We start from the raw sequence: 17174 nt of genomic DNA on the forward strand, positions 1-17174 counted from the left end.
GGGTCAGCCGTCGCGGCCGTCGGACCAGGCGCGCCACAGCTCGGCGTACCGGCCGCCGGCGCGCACCAGCTCGCCGTGCGTGCCGGTCTCCGCCACGCGCCCGTCGTCCAGCACCACGATCCGGTCGGCGGAGGCGGCCTGGGTGAGGCGGTGGGCGACGACGAGCGCGGTGCGTCCCTCGACCGCGGCGGCCGCCGACGCCTCCAGTGCCCGCGCGCCCGCGCTGCCCGCCTCGGCTGTCGCCTCGTCCAGCACCACGACGGGCGGATCGGCCAGCACCAGGCGGGCCAGCGCGAGCTGCTGCGCCTGCGCGGCGGTCAGCCGGTGCCCGCTGTCGCCCACCACCGTGTCCAGGCCCTGCGGCAGCGCCAGCGCCCACTCCAGGGCGCCGACCCGGGCGAGCGCGTCGCGCAGCTCGTCGCCGGTCGCGTCCGGCCGCACCAGCCGCAGGTCGTCGGCGAGCGTCCCGGCGAACACGTGCACCTCCTGCGTCACCAGCGCCACGTCCCGCCCGGACCCGTCACCGTCCGCGCCGACGGCGATCCGGCCGTGGTCCGGGCGGTGCACGCCCGCGATCAGCCGGGCCAGCGTCGTCTTGCCCGCGCCGCTGGCCCCCACCAGCGCCACCTTCTCCCCACCCGCGATGTGGAGGTCGACGTCGTGCAGCACCGGATGACCGGGCCGGTAGGAGTAGCCGACGCCGCTGACCCGCACCGAACCGTCCGAACCGCCGGAACTACCGGAACTACCGGCGTGCTCCGCGGCGTCCGGGACGGGGGAGGGCGGCGCGGCGTCCGCGACGCCCACCAGCCGGGCCAGGCCCGCCGTGGCGCTCTGCGCGTCGTCGACAAGCCCGAGCGCGACGTTGATCGGGGAGAACAGGTTGTGGAAGTACAGCGCCGCGGCACTGGCCGTGCCGATGCTCACGCTGTCGCCCCGCACCAGCAGGAACCCGGTCACCAGCACCGCCGACAACCCGACGAACTCCGCCAGGTTCAGCCGCGAGTAGAAGCGGGTGACCAGGCGCGCCCCGCGCAGCATCAGGTCGACCGCCGTCAGGGACCGGGCCGCGACGCGCTCGGTGTGCTCGTCCTCCAGCCGGAACGCCCGCACCGTGGCCGCGCCGCCCACCGAGCCGAGCAGCTCCTGCTGCTGGGCCCCGACCGCGACGCGCTGCGCCGCGTACAGCGGGACGGCCCGGCGCACGTACCAGCGGACCGTGTGGGCCTGGATGGGGACGGCCAGCAGCGCCACCAGCAGGAAGCGCCAGTCCAGGATCGCCATGGCCACCAGGGTCAGCCCGATGGTCAGCAGTGAGCGGGCCAGCGCGGGCACCGCCTCCCGCACCACCGTGGTGATCACTGACACGTCGTTGGTGACCCGCGAGGTCAGGTCGCCGGACCCGGCGCGCTCCACCCGTTCCAGCGGAAGCGCCAGCGCCCGCTCCACGAACCGCTCGCGCAGGGTCGCCAGCATGCCCTCCCCGGCGCGGGCGACCAGCCCGAGCCCGTAGGCGGTCGTCACCCCCTGCACGAGCGCGATCACTACCAGCCAGACGGCCGGGGCGGTCAGCGCGGACGCGGGACGGCCGTCGGCGACCAGGTCGATGACGTGGCCGAGCACCGGCGCGGTCAGCAGCCCGACGGCGGTCGCGGCGACCAGCGCCGCGAACCCGGCCAGGAGCGTGCGGCGGTGCGGGCGCGCCAGCTCCCGCACCGCCGCACGGACGCGCGGCCCGGACGCGGTCGGCAGCAGCTCCCGTCCGGTGCCGCCGTCGCGCTCGACACCCGCCGGCCCGCCGGCGGCGCGCTCGTCTGTGGCCGTCATCGCAAGGCTCTCCTCGCAGGTCAGGGTCAGTAGCAGCTCAGGGTCAGTAGCAGCTCGGGGTCAGTACAGGACGGTCGCGCGGTAGGCCGGTCGCCGGTGCACGAGTTCGGCGTGGGAGCCCTCGGCGGTCACGGCGCCGCCGTCCAGGAACACCACCCGGTCGGCGGCGGCCAGCAGCGCCGGGCTGGTCGCGACCACGATCGTGGTGCGTCCCTGGCGGGCCTCGCGCAGGCCCTCGGCGATCCGCGCCTCGGTGACCGCGTCGACGGCGGTCGTCGGGTCGTGCAGCACCAGCACCGGGGCGCCGGAGGCCAGCGCGCGGGCCAGCGCCACCCGCTGCCGCTGCCCGCCCGACAGCGACCGCCCGCGCTCGGCCAGCACCGTCGCGGTGCCGTGCGGCAGGTTCGCGGCGACCTCGTCGGCCGCCGCCGCGGCCATCGCCTTCTCCGCCGCCCCGTCGTCGCCGGCCGCGGCGGTGACGTTGTCGAGCAGGCCGCCCTCGAACAGGTCGGCGTCGTGCTCGGCGACCACGACGGCGCGGCGGATCTCGGCCGCGTCGAGCGTCGCCAGCGGCACGCCGTCCAGCTCCACCGTGCCGCCGTCGGGGTCGGCGGACCGGCCGAGCAGGCGCAGCAGCCACGTCGCGGCCTTCGGGTCGGTGGTGACGACGCCGAGCAGCTCGCCGGGCGCGGCGTCCAGGTCCAGCCCGCGCAACGCGCCGTCGCCGCAGGACACGCCGCGCAGCCGCACCGCGCCCCGCACCGGCCGCGGGAGCACGCCGTCGCCGCCCGCCACGGCGGGCGGGGCGCCCAGCACCGAGGCGATGCGGGCGGCCGAGGCCCGGCCCTGCGCCAGCTCGCCGTTGGCCCACGACAGGATCGACAGCGGCGTCAGCAGGAACTGCGCCAGGCCGACCGCCGTCACCAGTTGCCCGACGGTGATGTCCCCGGACGCCGCCAGGCGCCCGCCGACGAGCGCGACGACGGCGATGAACACGCCGGTCAGCATGAGCATGCCGCCGTCGTGCCACGCCTGCGCCCGCGCCGCCCGCACCGTCGCCGCCAGCGAGTCGCGGCTGGTGCGCCGGTAGCGGTCGACCGCCGCGCGTTCGGCGCCGATGCCCTTGAGCACCCGCAGCCCGGCGATCAGGTCGGCGGCCACGCCGGAGGCGTGCGCGGCGCGCTCCTGCTCGGCGGCGCTGCGGCGTTCCAGCGGCTTGCCCAGCAGGTGCGCCAGCCCGAGCAGCGGCGGGATGCCCAGCAGGACGAGCAGCCCCAGCGGCACCGACACGCGCAGCAGCGCCACGCCGCCGAACACCAGCCCGGCCAGCGCCGCGATCCCGGCGGTCAGCGACAGGTGCACGGCCCCGACCCGCTTGGCGTCGCCGGTCGCGATGTTCACCAGCTCGCCCGGCAGCCGCCCGGTCTCCGCACCGCCGCGCGGGTCGAGCGTCCGGCGGGTGACGCGCAGCCGCAGTTCGTGCGCGGCCCGCTCGGACGCCCGCTCGGCGTGCCGGAAGCTGAACCGGTAGCTGTAGGACAGGACGGCGAACACGGCGGCGAGCACGGCGATCCAGGTGAGCAGCGCGCCCTCGTCGCCCGGCGCGATCGCCTCGTCGATCACCACGCCGATCACGACCGGCACCAGCGCCTCGCCGGCCTGGTGCCCGGCGGCCAGCACCGCTCCGAGCACCGCGTACCGCCACTGCCCGACGAGCGCGCCGCGCAGGACCTCACCCCCGCGCACCGGCGCGGCACTCCTTCTTCACGCAGCAGGAGGGGCAGGCGTCCTTGCCCGGCAGCGCCACCCACAGGCAGCAGGTGCGCCGCCGCATCCCGGGGATCTCCATCAGCCCGTCCACCGGCGCGCCGATCGAGCGCAGCAGGGCGTCCGCGGCCTCGGCCGGGTCGTCGAGCAGGTCGTGCCCGTACGAGACGATCGGGTCGGCCAGCGCCTCGGCCACCGACCCCCACAGCCCGCGGCGCCCCACCCGGGTGAGCGCGTGCAGCGCGTCGATCAGCGGGGCGTGCAGGCCCCGCAGGAGGGTGTCGCCGATGACCTCGCCGAGGTCGTCGCCGCTCGCCGCGCGCAGGTCCCGCGCGGCGACCTCGGTGACCGTCAGCTCGGACGCCCGCACCAGCGTGGTGCCGGCGGTCAGCAGCGGGACGCGCCGGTTCAGCGCCCAGCCGACCGCGACCGGCAGCGTCGTCCAGTACGCCACGCCCTTCCACCACAGGGCGGCCGCCACGTGCGGCGGCGCGTCCCAGCGGCGCTGGGCGTCCGCGACGAGCACGGCGAGCCGTTCGTACGGCGGCGTCGCCAGTTCGGCCACGGTCGCCCAGCCGTCCCCGGAAGCGCCCAGGTCGGGCGACAGTCCCAGCGTGATCCCGCTGTCCACGGCGGCGCGCAGCCGCCGTGCCAGCGGGGCCAGCGCCTCCTCGGCGGACCGCCCGGCGGCGACCTCCACCCCAGTCCGAGTCGCGTACACAGCCCCTCCGCGTCCGTCCGCGTTGCGATCAAATAAGGCAAGGCTAACCTAAAGCGCCTCGCCTGCCGAGGTCACGGGCGGGGGTCCTGTGCGCGCCGGCGGTGTTCCGCGCGAGTTCTGCGCGAGTTCCGCGCGCCGGCGAGGTCAGCGGCCTTCGTCGCCGAGGAACTCGCCGGGACGGTGGCGGACATAGTCGCCGGCGCCCAGGCCGGTCCTCTCGGCGGCCGCGTCCAGCCATTCCGCCGTGGCGACGGAGCCCCAGCGTCCCCTGTCCAGGCGCACGTTCATGGCCTGCACGGACGCCACCAGCTCGGCCGCCGTGAACGTGCAGTGGCCCGTGCGCGCGACGTAGGCCGTGCGGAACAGCGGGGTGCTGCGCGCGGCCCGCACCCGGTCGGCGTAGGCGTCCTCGAACTGGACGGGCACCAGGCCGTCGGCGGTGGTGTGCACGCTGAGCACCGGCATCCGGAGCCGTCCCGACACCGTGGAGGTGCGCCGCACCCACGCGCGGGCCCGCGCGTCGGCGGTCGTGGAGGCGGTCGCGGTCAGCCGCGCCAGGTCGGCGTCGAGGTCGGCGCCCGCCGCCCGGTACAGCTCGCGCACCTGCCGCGAGGTGGCCGAACGCCGCAGCAGCGCGCGGTAGTCGACGCCCTCGTTGGTGGACGGGTTGCCGCCCGCGAGCCGCTCGATGTCGTACCGGGCCGGGAGGATGAACGGCAGGGTGTCCGCCATCCAGCGCTGCTGCGCGGTGACCTGCGCCGTCCAGTCGCGGGCGCCGGGCGGGGCGTCGTCGCCGTACCAGGTGGGGGCGTGGAACAGCGCGGCGGCCAGCGCGATCCGGGCCCGTCCTTGCGCGGTCTGCTGCGCGGCGGCCATCGCCTCACGCAACCGGACCGCGACCCCCACGGCCTCGGCGGCGTCGCCGTAACCGGTGAGCTTCACCTCCTGGCCGGGCAGCAGCAGCCGGGCGAGGGCGTGCGCGCCGTCGAGCTGGGAGTCCAGCAGGCCGATCCCGCCGGCGACCAGCCCGCAGGTGGCGACCGCGCCGTCGATGCGGCCCGCGCCGCGTTCGGCGAGCTGGGCGGTGACGAGCCCGCCCATGGACGTGCCGAGGGCGATCGTGCGCTTGGGCCTGCCGATCCGCTCGGTCACCGCCGCCAGCGTGCCGAGCTGGTCGTCGGCCGCGGTCGCCATCGTCCAGCCGGCGGTGGCGTAGGACGAGCCCGCCAGCGCGTAACCGCGGTCGAGCAGCGCCTTGCCCGCCTCCGGGCCGGGCTGGTCGGTGGGCGGGTTGGGACTGCCGGGCGGGTTGTAGCCGTGGCTGTAGAGCACCAGCACGCCGTTGTAGTTCGCCGGGACGTCGGCGACCCACGTCGCGCCGTTGGGCAGCGTGCCGGTGAGGCGGCGCGGGCCGGACGCGTCGGCGTGCGCGACGGGCGCCGCCGCCGTGGCGACGGCCGCCGCCGACAGCACGGCGGCCAGCAGTGTGTCGCGGCGGGCCGGGGAGGCGGGCTTGCGGACGGGCCGAGGGGTGGGAGGCATGCCCAGAAGTTAGGCATATCTCTCGACGGCCGTCAATGAATTGCTCAATGTGTGACGGCGGCGGCCCGCGGCTCCTCCTCGGGGATCGTGTCGAGCACCTCGGCCGCGATCGCGCGGGCGGCGGGGTCGAGATCGGCGTGCAGCGCGCGGAAGACGCCCTGGGCGCGCTCGGCGGGCCAGCCTGCGGGCAGGTGCTCCCGGGGCAGCCGCGGGTCCTGCCGGATGACCTGCAGCCATTCGGTCTCCAGCAGCAACTGCCGGGCCAGGCTGTCGTCTCCCACGCCGGGCGGGGACGAGCCGTCCCAGCGGCCGAGGAAGCGGTCGTAGCGGGCGGCCACGGCGGTCAGGTCCCACGCGTCGCGCACCAGCTCGGCGACGTTCGTCGGCGGCAGCGCCCGCGCCCGGAACACCTTGACGTGCTCGGCGGCCTCCAGCCCGTCCAGCAGCGCGCGCACGTCGACCGCGGATGGAGCGATCCACAGACCGCCCTGCAGGGCGCCGAACCCCGCCCACAGCAGCCGCGACCGCAGCACGTGCCGCTGCCGCTGCCACGACTCGGGCAGGGAGAAGCCCAGCAGCGTCCAGGTGCCGTCCCAGTGGGCGTTGACCGCGCCGATCCGCCAGATCCGGTGCTCGCCGTCGCGCAGGATCTCCCGCGACCGCGGGGTCAGGCCCACGTAGACGTTGCGGCCCCGGCGGGTGCGGTGCAGCAGGCCGCGCCGCGCCATCCGGCTGAGCGTGGAACGGGTCGCGTGCTCGGAGACGCCGACGCGGCGCAGCACGTCCAGCACGCTGGAGGTGGCCACGCGCACGTCGCGCCCGAGCACGTGCCCGCCGAAGAACGTCAGGAGCAGCGTCTGCGGCCGGGGCGTTCCGTCGGGCGCGGGCTCGCCCTCGCCGCCCCCGGCGGGCCCTTCCTCGAAGAGATCGTCGTCGCGCACGGGAGTCAGGGTAGCCGGGTCAATGTTGGGCAAAGTCTTGACGACGGTGAGATCTATGCTTACCTTCGTCGGCAATGTGGCCCAGGCCACAGCCACCTCAGCGGTCACCGAGCAGACAGGGCACGCCATGTCAGGCACCACCTCAGGGCACACGCCGGCCCGGCGGCCGGGCGACCGGCCGCGCCCCTCACCCGTCCAACTGCGCCGCGCGGTGCTGTCCAGCTACCTGGGCAGCGTGATCGAGTACTACGACTTCCTGCTGTACGCCACGGCGTCGGCGCTGGTGTTCAACAAGGTCTTCTTCTCCAGCCTCGACCCGCTGGCCGGCACCGTCGCCAGCCTCGGCACGTTCACCACCGGCTACCTGGCCCGCCCCCTCGGCGGGATCGTCTTCGGGCACTTCGGCGACCGGCTCGGCCGCAAGCGCATGCTCGTCGTCACCATGGTGCTGATGGGCGTGGCCAGCACGCTCATCGGCCTGCTGCCCACCTACGACCACATCGGCGTGTGGGCGCCGATCCTGCTGGTCCTCCTGCGCGTGCTGCAGGGCGTCGCGGTCGGCGGCGAGTGGGGCGGCGCGGTGCTGATGTCCGCCGAGCACGCCACGTCGCGGCGCGGCCTGTGGGCCAGCTTCACCAACGCGGGCGCCCCGAGCGGCATGGTGGTGTCCACCCTCGTGCTGACGCTGTCGGCGTCCGTCACCACCGAGGACCAGTTCCTGTCGTGGGGCTGGCGCGTGCCGTTCCTGCTCAGCGTGCTGCTGCTGGCGCTCGGCCTGTTCGTGCGGCTGAAGGTCGAGGAGACGCCGGTGTTCGCCGAGGCCGAGGCCGGCAAGTCCCGGGCCGCCGAGGCGCCGCCGCTGCTGGAGGTGCTGCGCCGCCACCCCAGGAACCTGCTGCTGGCGGTCGGCGTCGGGTTCGGCGCGTTCGTCGCCCAGGCCACCCTCACCACCTTCCTGATCTCCTATGCGGTGGACGCGGGCTTCCCCCGGCAGACGGTGCTCAACGCGCTGACCCTGTCGTCGGCCCTGGGGGCGGTCGCGATCGTCGGCTACTCGGCGCTGTCGGACCGGATCGGCCGGCGTCCGGTCGTCCTCGCCGGGGCGGTCGGCATGGCCGTGGTCGCCTTCCCGCTGTTCCCGATGGTCGACAGCGGGTCGGCCGTCCTGCTGACGCTGGCCGTCGTGCTGGGCCAGGCGGTCATGCACCCGGCCATGTTCGGCCCGCTGGCCGCGCTCTACAGCGAGATGTTCGGCACCCGCACCCGCTACACCGGCGCGTCGCTCGGCTACCAGATCTCCGCGACCGGGGCGGGGTTCGCGCCCGTGCTCTTCGCCAGCATGACCGGCGCCTCGGCGGGTGGCACGCTCGGCGTGTCCGTGTTGATCGCCCTGTCCTGCGTGGTGACCGTCCTGTGCGTCCTGGTGACGAAGGAGAGCCACCGGGCGGACCTGGCCGAGGAACCGGAGGAGTCCACGGCCGCGCTGGGACGCTCCACCGCCGCCGAGGGCGCCGCGGGCTAGCGGCCCTCGCCGTGCTCAGGTGCGGCCGGATCGCCGACCGAACGGCGATCCGGCCGCGCGCATGCCCGGCCCGCAACGCGACGCGGGCCAGGTCGACTAGTGGGCGGCCAAGCCGGGCTTGCGTCGCCGCCGTCTAGAACTTCGCCATTGAGTTTCGTCGGTGACCGGCGATGAGAATCCGCATTTCCGTGCACTGCGACGTGATCTCGACGGGAACGCGCCCATTATTAGCATCAGCGGTGAATTGACGTGCGATGTCCGCGTCGGACCGGATAAGAGTGGCGTGCGCGTGCCGGTGGCGACGGGTGTGCGGAGGGCGGTGTTCCGCCAAAAGGCGCGCACTTCCGGGTCAACGGTGTTGATCAAGTGGTTCCGCATTTCCCAAGCTCCGGTAACACGACATTCCGTTGTCGATGAGCCCGGCTGCCCCCTGTCTGTTTTGAGCTACATTTTTGTTTCGGACGGCGAAGGGACGTCAATGCTGAGCAGACGGGGAATCATCACGCTGGGCGCGGTGTCCGCCACCGGGGCGGCGGTGCACGGCGTGGGCGTGGTGCGGCGCGGCACGGCGGCTGCGGCGGAGGCCCCGTCCAAGCCCTTCTCCAGGCCGCTGCTCGTGCCGAAAACCGCGGTCCCCGTGCACCAGAGCAGCACGACCGACTACTACGACATGGCGATCCGGGAGGCGTCCGCCCTGATCCTGCCGGGCTTCCGGACCTGGATATTCGGCTACGACGGGCTGTTCCCCGGCCCCACCGTCCGGGCCTCCGTCGGGCGCCGGGTGGTCATCCGGCAGCGGAACCGCCTGCGCCGCAACGTCGTCGTCCACCTGCACGGCGGGCTGGTGGCGCCCGAGTACGACGGCCACCCCGCCGACATCATCCCGCCCGGCTACTACCGCGACTACGTCTACCCCAACCGCCAGCCGTCGGCGACGCTGTGGTACCACGACCACAGCCATCGCGGGGAGGCCGAGATGGTGTTCTACGGCCTGGCCGGTTTCTACCTGCTCGAGGACCCGTGGGAGCGGGGCCTGAACCTGCCGGCCGGACGCTACGACATCCCGCTCATGCTGCGCGACGCGCACTTCGACAAGCGGGGGCAACTGGTGTTCGCCATGGACGACCGCCGTCGCGACACGCTGCTGGTCAACGGACGCCCCCAGCCCTTCCTCGACGTGTACGCCCGCAGATACCGGCTGCGGCTGCTCAACGGCTCCAACCAGCGCAACTTCACGCTGCGGCTCAGCGACGGCGCGCCCATGACGGTGATCGCCTCCGACGGCGGGCTGCTGCCCGCGCCGCTGCGCGTCGCCGGCGTCACCCTGTCGCCCGCCGAACGCGTCGACGTCGTCGTCGACTTCGGCCGGTACGAACCGGGCACCCGCGTGGTGCTGCTCAACACCGCCGGCACGAACGGCGTGACCAGGAACGTCATGCGGTTCCACGTGGGCCGGCGGGTCTCCGACTCCAGCCGCGTGCCCGACCGGCTCGGCCAGGGCTTCGACCTCGGCAGCGCCACCGTCGTCCGCGACGTCAACCTGCACATGGACCCGCGCAGCGGGCAGTTCTTCATCGACGGCAGGGCGTTCGACATGAAGCGCGTCGACATGAAGATCCGGCGCGGCGAGACCGAGATCTGGCGCGTGCACAACCGGGACCGGCTCCCGGAGACGATGCACAACCTGCATCTGCACGGCACGCACTTCCAGGTGCTCGACCGCAACGGCGGGCCGGTCGCCGGGCACGAGACCGGCCGCAAGGACACCGTCGCCGTGCCGGTCGGCGGGCACGTGCGCATCAAGGTCCGCTACGACCGCCATCTCGGCCGCTACCTCTACCACTGCCACCTGCTCGACCACTCCTCCATGGGCATGATGGCCCAGGCGGAGATCGTCGGTTGACCTTGTTGAGGTTCCGGTGTGAAAGCCGTGTTTGCGGGCATTGTCGGCATGGCCGGTGAGAACGGACGGTGCCGCCAGCCCCGGCTCCGCGCCCGGCCCTCGGTGTGACGGCGCTCGGCCGCCTGGCCCGCGCCGAGGACGTGGCGGGCGTGGTGCCGATCCCGGCCGGCCTTTCGCGCTGTGACGGGGCCCTGCCCGTCGGCCGCGGCATGTGACGCGGCGGTAGGACATTGCAGACGGGGGGCATGAATGAGCGACAGGACTCGAAAACGCGTCATCGGCTTTCTCGGGCTGGGCGCGATGGGCGCCGGCATGGCCACACGGCTCGTGGAGGCGGGCCACTCGGTGAACGTCTACAACCGCACCGCGGCCAAGGCCGCTCCGGTCGTCGCGGCGGGGGCGCGGCAGGCGCGGACGGCGGCCGACGCGGTCGACGGGGCGGACGCGGTGGTCGTCAGCCTGGCCGACGAGCCCGCGGTCGAGCAGGTGCTGTTCGCCGACGCCGCGCACCGGCTGGCCCCCGGCGCGCTGGTGATCGACACCTCCACCGTCTCGCCGGACTTCGCGCGCGACGCCGCGCGCCGGCTGGCCGACCTGGGCGCCCGCCGGGTGGAGGCGTGCGTGTTCGGCAATCCGCTGCAGGCCCGCTCCGGCGACCTGCGCGTGCTGACCGCCGGGGACCCCGCCGACGTGGACGCGGCCCGCGACCTGCTGGAGACCGTCGGCCGCGAGCTGCGTCACTTCGGCCCGCCCGGCGCCGCCGCCACCATGAAGCTCGCGCTGAACATGCTGATCGGCGCGGAGATCGCGGCGATGGCCGAGGCGGTGCAGCTGGCCCGGTCGGCCGGGCTGGACCGCGAGGCCGTGCTGGACTGCGTGGCCTCCAGCGGCGTCGGCTCGGCCGTGATGTCGTTCCGCGCGGCGCTCATGCGCGAGCGCCGGTACGAGCCCGCCGCGTTCCGCACCCGTCTGATGGCCAAGGACCTGCGCCACGCCGTCGAGCTGGCCGAGGCCGCCGGGACCTCGCTGCCGCTGGCCGAATGCGCCCTCGACCTGGTGCGGCGTGCCGTCGACCGCGGTGACGGCGACCGCGACCTGGCCGTCCTGGCCGAACACGCCGGACGGCGCCCGGCCGCCACGGCCATGTAGCCGCCGCGGCCCGCGCCCGCGCCCGCCGTCCCCGCTCGGCGACGGCGGGCGCTGCCGTCCCGCACCGTCGGCGACCCCGCTCATCACCCAGGATCACCGATCCATTACGATGAGTGACTGAGTGTCGTCTGACTGTCATTGCGGGGTTTGTATGACACGCTTTCTGGTGATCTGCGGTCTCGTCATCGCTCTGCTCGCCCCCGCATGGGCCGGATCGCACGGCGCGACCGGCGTCCTCGCCCCCGGAATCGCTCCTGGGCTCATGCCGCGGCTGACTCCGGAGGCCCGCGACGACGAGCGCGGTCCGGTCGCCGCGTTGCGGCACTGCGCGCCGAGCTGTCCGCCCTGACGCCCCGTCCCGCCCGGGCAAGGCGTCCCCGCGCGCCGCGACGGCTTCAAGTGTCCCATTGAAGCGCTTTGAGGTTTTTGCTGACGATCAAGCGGCTATGCTCGATGTTCGTTGGAGGAAACCTCAACGGGGGAGAGTGGGCGGGTGACCAGGACGCTGCGTCCCGTCGACCTGGCGCGGGCGGTCGGCGTGTCGACCCAGCAGATCCGCAACTACGCGGACGCGGGCGTCCTGCCGCCGACACCGCGCTCGCCGTCCGGGCACCGCAGGTTCGGCCCGCGGCACCGCCGGGCCCTGCTCGCCTACCGCGCCCTGGCCAGGGGATACGGCCCGGTGGCCGCGCAGGCGATCATGCGGGCCGTGCACGCGGGCGACGTGGCCGAGGCGCTCGCGCTCGTCGACGCCGCCCACGCCGCGTTGCACGAGCAGCGCCGCACCCTGCGCGCGACGGGCGAGGCGCTGGACGCCGTGGCGCTGCAGGCCCCGGAGGTCCCGGTGCCGGCGCGGTCGGAGCTGCGCATCGGGGAGGTGGCCGCCCGGCTGGGCGTGCGCTCGTCCGCGCTGCGCGTGTGGGAGGCGGCCGGGCTGCTCAGCCCCGCCCGCGAACCCGGCACCGGGCACCGCCGCTTCGGTCCCGCCGACGTCCGCGACGCCCAGATGATCCACATGCTGCGGCAGGGGCGCCACCCGCTGCCGCAGATCCGCGCCGTGCTGGACGAGCTGCGCCGCACCGGCAGCCGCGAGGCGCTGCGGGCGGCCATCGCGCAGCGGCAGGCCGCACTGGCGCAGCGCGCCACGGCCATGCTGGAGGGCTCAAGCCACCTGCACCACTACCTGCACGGGGAGGACCCGCCCGGCTGAGCCCTCACGTGCGGGCGTATCTGGCCGGGGGGACGCCCACGGTGGCGGTGAAGTCGCGGATCAGGTGCGACTGGTCGCAGTAGCCGAGGTCGTCGGCGAGGGCGGCCCAGTCGACGTCGGCGCCCCGGTCGGCGCGGGCGGCGGCCTCGTGCAGCCGGGCCCGGCGCAGCACCCATTTCGGGCTGGCGCCCACGTACTCGGCGAACATCCGCTGCAGGGTGCGGGTGGAGATGTGCAGCGTCTCGGCGGCCTGGTCGACGCGGAACAGCGCGGGGCGGGCGGTGATGCGCTCCACCATGTCCGCGACCTCCTCGGCGACCGGGTCCGGGTCGGGCAGGCGCGGCAGCAGGAACTCCTCCGTCCGGGCGACCATCTCGGCGGGGCCGTCGGCGCGCAGGACGGCGCGGCAGGTCTCCGCCACGGCCGGCCCGAAGAACTCCGTGGCCGGGACCCTGCGGTCGGCCAGGTCGGCGACCCGCACGTCGGTGAACGGACGGAAGCAGCCGGGCCGGAACTTGACCCCCAGCACCTGCCCGCGTCCCTCCAGACGGCGGACGAACAGGCTGCGGTTCACCCCGTACACCTGCGGCGCGGGCTCCTCGAACACCAGATGGACGTTCGGGTGCGCGAGGACCTTCGTCTCGTACGGCTCGGTGACGTTCCAGCGCACATGCCAGTAGAACTCCACGAACCGCGCCAGCGCCGGGCCGGGAGCATGACGGTCCAGGTCGACGAAGGCGGCCTGCTCGTCCGGATACAGCACGCCGCGTCCCAGGTCCCCCACGCGGCCAGGGTATATGGCGCGTTTGTCCAAGCGGTCCGGTACCTGGCCTCCGTAGCGTCACCTGCATGAACGAACTCCACGCTCACATGAAGGAATGCGCCGCCGAGGCTGCCCGCGTCGCCCGTGGCGTGCGCGCGGACCAGCTGTCCGGGCCGACCCCCTGCACGGAGTTCGACGTGCGGACGCTCGTGAACCACTGGGTCCTCTACACCTCGCACGGGCTGGAGCACCGGGCCCTGCGCAGGCCGCTGCCGGAGACGCTCACCGAACGCGACTTCACGGCCGATCCGCACTGGGCGCAGGCGTACGCGGCGCAGCTCGACCGGGCCGTGGCCGCCTGGGCGGACCCGGCGGTGTGGGAGGGCGAGATCGACACCGGCTTCGGCGTCGGCCCGGCACCCGAGATCGCCTCGCTCGTCATCAAGGAGATGGCCGTGCACGGGTGGGACGTGGCCGTCTCCACCGGGCAGGAATACACCGTGTCACCCGAGGTGGAGGAGTTCCTGCTGCGGGTCGTCGAGGAGAACGCCGAAATGTACCGGCAGTACGACGGATTCGCCGACCCGGTGGCGGTGGACGCCGGAGCGCCGGCGTTCGAGCGCGCGCTGGCGCTCTCGGGGCGCGACCCCCGCCGGTCCCCGCGGTGAAACCGTGATCCGCGGCCTTTCAGCCTCTTCTTAATCTTCTCCCAGAGAGCTCACAGAGCGGGTTCAGTGGTGTCATAAAAATGGCCGAGTAACTTCTTTCGTGTCAGGCCGAAAGGCGCGACGAGGAAAGAAGGAAAGGTCAGTACATGAGTTTCAAGAAGATCGCCCCCGTGTCCGCCAAGAAGCGGCTGGAGCACAAGCCGCAGCCGAAGCGCCGCAGGCGCCGCAAGCACAAGTGAGCCGCCGCCGGCGGTGACCGGATGAGCTGAGGGAGCCGGCGGGCGTGACGCCCCTGGCTCCTTTCAGCTCGGCAGATCCGGGCTGGGGCCCGCCCCGCCGCCACCCGGATCCGGGGGGACGGGCGAGCCGGGCAGGTGCATGCACAGCACGGCGCCGCCGCCCGGCCGGTTGCGGGCCCGCACCGTTCCGCCGTGCTGCTCGGCGGTGTGCCGGACGATCGCCAGCCCCAATCCGGAGCCGGGCATCGACCGCGCCGCCGCCGACCGGTAGAAACGCTCGAACACGTGCGGCAGGTCGGCCTCGGCGATGCCGGGGCCCCGGTCGCTCACGGTGAGGCGGCCGTCCCGCAGCACCACCCGCACCGTTCCGCCGGGCGGGCTGAACTTGATCGCGTTGTCCAGCAGGTTCGTCACCGCGCGGGACAGCTCGGTGGCCGCGCCGTGCACCGTCCACGGCCGCAGGTCGCACTCGATGGTGACCTGCCCGGCGGCGCGCGGCCGGGCCCGTTCGGCGGCCTCCCGCACCACCTGGTCGAACCGCAGCCGGGTACGGCGGTGCGCCGGCTCGTCGTCACGGGCCAGTTCCACCAGGTCCCCGACCAGCGCGGTCAGCTCGCGCAGCTGCGCGCGCACGTCGGCCAGCAGCGCGTCCACCCCGCCGTGCGGCGGCGTCCGCTCGGGGTGCGCGCGCATCTGGACCAGCAGGTCGATGTTGGTGCGCAGGCTGGTGAGCGGGGTGCGCAGCTCATGCCCGGCGTCGGCGACCAGGCGCCGCTGCCGCTCCCGGGACCGGTTGAGCGCCGCCAGCATCGCGTTGAAGCTGGCCGCGAGCTGCGCCGTCTCGTCGCTGCCGGTGACCTCGATGGGCCGGGTGTCCAGCTCCTGCGTGCGGGCGACGCGCGCGGCGGCCCGGGTGAGGCGGCGCACCGGGCTCAGCCCCGCCCCGGCGACCGCGATGCCCGCCCCGCCCGCCAGCAGCACCGCCGCCAGTCCCGCGACCACGACGAAGGAGCCGAACCGGGCCTCGGCGCGGTCGAGCTGCACCAGCGACCGGGTCATGACGATCACGCTGCCGTCGCGGGCGCGCAACGTGATGACGCGGCGGTGGCCGGCGCCGGACCCGGCGTCGCCGAGCAGGTACGGCGGCCCGCCCGGCGCCTGGACCCGCGCGACCGTCGCCGCGTCGACGTCCCCGGTCCCCGACGGCGCCCCGGGCGGAGCGATCACCGTGCCGTCGCGCACGATGGTGACGGTCATCCCGAGGGCCTCCAGCACCCGCATGTCCCGCGCGTCGCCCGGGCGGCGGTCCTGGTCGTCGCCCAGCGACCGGGCCTGCGTGATCAGGGTCTGGTCGATCTCGCCGCGCAGCAGGCGACTATAGACGGCGGTGGACACCAGCGACGTGAGGACGACTGCGAGCGCCACCGCCGTCGCGGTCAGCAGCCCCACCCGGGCCCGCAGCGACAGCGCGCGGAAGGAGAGCGCGCGGAGGCGACGGATCACGGCGGGCCTTCCCGCAGCGTGTAGCCGACGCCGCGCACCGTCTGGATCAGCCGGGGCTCGCCGCCCTCCTCGGTCTTGCGCCGCAGATACCCGATGTAGACGTGCAGCGAGTTGGAGTTGCGGCCGTAGTCGAAGCCCCAGACCTCCTCCTGCAGCCGGCCGCGTTCCAGCACCCGGCGGGGGCGGCGCAGCAGGATCTCCAGCAGCGTGAACTCGGTGGGCGACAGTTGCAGGCGCCGCTCGCCCCGCCACACCTCGCGGGTCGCGACGTTCATCGTCAGGTCGGCGAACCGCAGCGTCTCGCCGTCCTCGCCGGTCGTCCGCCCCCGGGCGCGGCGGATCAGCGCGCGCAGCCGGGCCAGCAGCTCCTCCAGCTCGAACGGTTTGCACAGGTAGTCGTCGGCGCCCGCGTCGAACCCGGTGATCCGGTCCGCCAGCTCGGTGCGCGCGGTGAGCATCAGCACCGGCACGTCGTGGCCGCGGCCGCGCATCATCCGGCAGGCGCCGAGGCCGTCGAGGCCGGGCATCATCACGTCCAGGACGACGGCGTTCGGCCGGGCGTCCTCCAGGGCGGCCAGCGCCTCGATGCCGTCCCCGGCCAGGTCGACGTCATAGCCGTGGAACCGCAGGACGCGGTCGAGCGCGGAGCGCACGGCGGGATCGTCGTCGGCCACCAGGATCCGTGTCCGGTCAAGGTCCTCCTCCATGACGTCGAGGATCGGACCGGCGGTTCAGACCCGGGTCAGCGCCGCATGAGAATTCGGTGAGAAACGCGGGAAACGCGTGCGGAGCAGCCGGTCAGTCGTTCCGGGCGGCGAGGAGGGCGGCCAGGGCGGCGGCGAACCGCTCGGGGTCGACGCCCGCGGGCGACCGGCCGAAGAACTCGCGGGACAGGTGGTAGCCGGTCAGCGCGGACACCACGACGGCCAGCAGGGCGTGCGGGTCGCCGTCGCCGGGCGCGCCGTCCAGGTCGCGGGTCAGGTGCGCGGCCTCGTCGGCGATGCCGTCGTCCGGCAGCGCGCCGCGCACCCTGGCGGTCAGCTCGGGGAACCGGCCGTGCTCGCGCGCCAGCAGCATGATCAGCGGCCGGATCGCGGCCAGGTAGTCGAGCTGCTCCAGGAAGCGGCGGGTCAGCACCGCCTCGGCGGCGCCGCCGACCGGGCCGCGCTCGAACCCCGCCCGGTGCCGCCGCGCGCGTTCCAGCTCGCGTTCGAAGACCGCCTCGAACACCTCCCGCTTGGACCGGAAGTGCCGGTAGAAGCTGCCGCTGCCGGGGGAGAGCCCGGCGCCGGCCTCGATGTCGGTGACGGCGGTGCCGCCGAAGCCGCGCACCAGGACCAGTTCCAGCGTGGCGTCCATGATGCGTTCGCGTGTGGGGGAAGGCGCTGTGGAAGGCACGCCTGCAAGATAGCTCTTGCT

15 protein-coding genes are annotated in these 17174 nt (G+C 74.4%); 6 read left to right on the plus strand and 9 right to left on the minus strand.

The window, feature by feature from the left end; all coding sequences use genetic code 11:
• Positions 1-3 precede the first annotated feature (3 nt).
• The 5 genes from ABD811_RS14280 to ABD811_RS14300 all read right to left on the minus strand — a co-directional run bounded on the left by ABD811_RS14280 (position 4) and on the right by ABD811_RS14300 (position 6798).
• A complete protein-coding gene (locus tag ABD811_RS14280; RefSeq protein ID WP_344946603.1) occupies positions 4-1827 on the minus strand; it encodes an ABC transporter ATP-binding protein in 1824 nt (607 codons plus the stop codon).
• A gap of 60 nt (positions 1828-1887) precedes the next feature.
• On the minus strand, positions 1888-3573 hold the full coding sequence (locus tag ABD811_RS14285; protein WP_344946605.1) for an ABC transporter ATP-binding protein: 1686 nt from the start codon (positions 3571-3573) through the stop codon (positions 1888-1890).
• Positions 3560-4315, minus strand: coding sequence for a (2Fe-2S)-binding protein (locus ABD811_RS14290; protein ID WP_344946607.1), 756 nt, complete (start codon positions 4313-4315; stop codon positions 3560-3562). The genes ABD811_RS14285 and ABD811_RS14290 overlap by 14 nt, the downstream gene beginning before the upstream one ends.
• A 144-nt stretch (positions 4316-4459) precedes the next feature.
• Positions 4460-5857 (minus strand): alpha/beta fold hydrolase, encoded by a 1398-nt coding sequence (locus tag ABD811_RS14295; protein WP_344946610.1) that lies wholly within the window; start codon positions 5855-5857, stop codon positions 4460-4462.
• A gap of 44 nt (positions 5858-5901) precedes the next feature.
• A complete protein-coding gene (locus ABD811_RS14300) occupies positions 5902-6798 on the minus strand; it encodes a PaaX family transcriptional regulator (protein ID WP_344946612.1) in 897 nt (298 codons plus the stop codon).
• 127 nt (positions 6799-6925) lie between these two features.
• Between ABD811_RS14300 and ABD811_RS14305 the strand changes: the two genes are divergently transcribed.
• The 5 genes from ABD811_RS14305 (at position 6926) to ABD811_RS14325 (ending at position 12582) form a co-directional block, all read left to right on the plus strand.
• Positions 6926-8320, plus strand: coding sequence for an MFS transporter (locus ABD811_RS14305; RefSeq protein WP_344946614.1), 1395 nt, complete (start codon positions 6926-6928; stop codon positions 8318-8320).
• 478 nt (positions 8321-8798) lie between these two features.
• Positions 8799-10223, plus strand: coding sequence for a multicopper oxidase family protein (locus ABD811_RS14310; protein WP_344946617.1), 1425 nt, complete (start codon positions 8799-8801; stop codon positions 10221-10223).
• A gap of 249 nt (positions 10224-10472) precedes the next feature.
• Positions 10473-11372 (plus strand): NAD(P)-dependent oxidoreductase, encoded by a 900-nt coding sequence (locus ABD811_RS14315; RefSeq protein ID WP_344946619.1) that lies wholly within the window; start codon positions 10473-10475, stop codon positions 11370-11372.
• 151 nt (positions 11373-11523) lie between these two features.
• Complete coding sequence (locus ABD811_RS14320; RefSeq protein WP_344946622.1) at positions 11524-11721, plus strand: hypothetical protein; 198 nt, start codon at positions 11524-11526, stop codon at positions 11719-11721.
• Positions 11722-11865: 144 nt separating this feature from the next.
• Entirely contained in the window at positions 11866-12582 is a 717-nt protein-coding gene (locus ABD811_RS14325; RefSeq protein ID WP_344946624.1) for a MerR family transcriptional regulator, read from the plus strand.
• A 4-nt stretch (positions 12583-12586) separates the two neighbouring features.
• Here ABD811_RS14325 and ABD811_RS14330 read toward each other — a convergent pair whose 3' ends face one another.
• The gene (locus ABD811_RS14330) at positions 12587-13366 is read right to left on the minus strand and encodes a DUF6597 domain-containing transcriptional factor (protein WP_344946626.1); all 780 of its coding nucleotides are present in this window, start codon (positions 13364-13366) and stop codon (positions 12587-12589) included.
• 65 nt (positions 13367-13431) lie between these two features.
• Here ABD811_RS14330 and ABD811_RS14335 point away from each other — a divergent pair, with 65 nt between their 5' ends.
• Positions 13432-14013, plus strand: a complete 582-nt coding sequence (locus ABD811_RS14335) for a TIGR03086 family metal-binding protein (RefSeq protein ID WP_344946628.1) — start codon at positions 13432-13434, stop codon at positions 14011-14013.
• A gap of 302 nt (positions 14014-14315) precedes the next feature.
• Here ABD811_RS14335 and ABD811_RS14340 read toward each other — a convergent pair whose 3' ends face one another.
• From ABD811_RS14340 to ABD811_RS14350, 3 genes are all read right to left on the minus strand, one after another.
• A complete protein-coding gene (locus ABD811_RS14340; protein WP_344946631.1) occupies positions 14316-15755 on the minus strand; it encodes a HAMP domain-containing sensor histidine kinase in 1440 nt (479 codons plus the stop codon).
• On the minus strand, positions 15752-16462 hold the full coding sequence (locus ABD811_RS14345) for a response regulator transcription factor (RefSeq protein WP_344946634.1): 711 nt from the start codon (positions 16460-16462) through the stop codon (positions 15752-15754). The genes ABD811_RS14340 and ABD811_RS14345 overlap by 4 nt, the downstream gene beginning before the upstream one ends.
• Before the next feature lie 91 nt (positions 16463-16553).
• Complete coding sequence (locus ABD811_RS14350; RefSeq protein ID WP_344946636.1) at positions 16554-17153, minus strand: TetR/AcrR family transcriptional regulator; 600 nt, start codon at positions 17151-17153, stop codon at positions 16554-16556.
• Positions 17154-17174 lie beyond the last annotated feature (21 nt).

Source organism: Actinomadura miaoliensis (assembly GCF_039536785.1).
GTDB classification, from domain to species: Bacteria; Actinomycetota; Actinomycetes; order Streptosporangiales; family Streptosporangiaceae; genus Spirillospora; species Spirillospora miaoliensis.

Coding starts and splice junctions, on each gene's coding strand:
- ABD811_RS14305 (WP_344946614.1), top strand. CDS start 6,926: ATGTCAGGCACCACCTCAGGGCACACGCCGGCCCGGCGGCCGGGCGAC.
- ABD811_RS14280 (WP_344946603.1), bottom strand. CDS start 1,827: ATGACGGCCACAGACGAGCGCGCCGCCGGCGGGCCGGCGGGTGTCGAG.
- ABD811_RS14295 (WP_344946610.1), bottom strand. CDS start 5,857: ATGCCTCCCACCCCTCGGCCCGTCCGCAAGCCCGCCTCCCCGGCCCGC.
- ABD811_RS14315 (WP_344946619.1), top strand. CDS start 10,473: ATGAGCGACAGGACTCGAAAACGCGTCATCGGCTTTCTCGGGCTGGGC.
- ABD811_RS14320 (WP_344946622.1), top strand. CDS start 11,524: ATGACACGCTTTCTGGTGATCTGCGGTCTCGTCATCGCTCTGCTCGCC.
- ABD811_RS14310 (WP_344946617.1), top strand. CDS start 8,799: ATGCTGAGCAGACGGGGAATCATCACGCTGGGCGCGGTGTCCGCCACC.
- ABD811_RS14345 (WP_344946634.1), bottom strand. CDS start 16,462: ATGGAGGAGGACCTTGACCGGACACGGATCCTGGTGGCCGACGACGAT.
- ABD811_RS14335 (WP_344946628.1), top strand. CDS start 13,432: ATGAACGAACTCCACGCTCACATGAAGGAATGCGCCGCCGAGGCTGCC.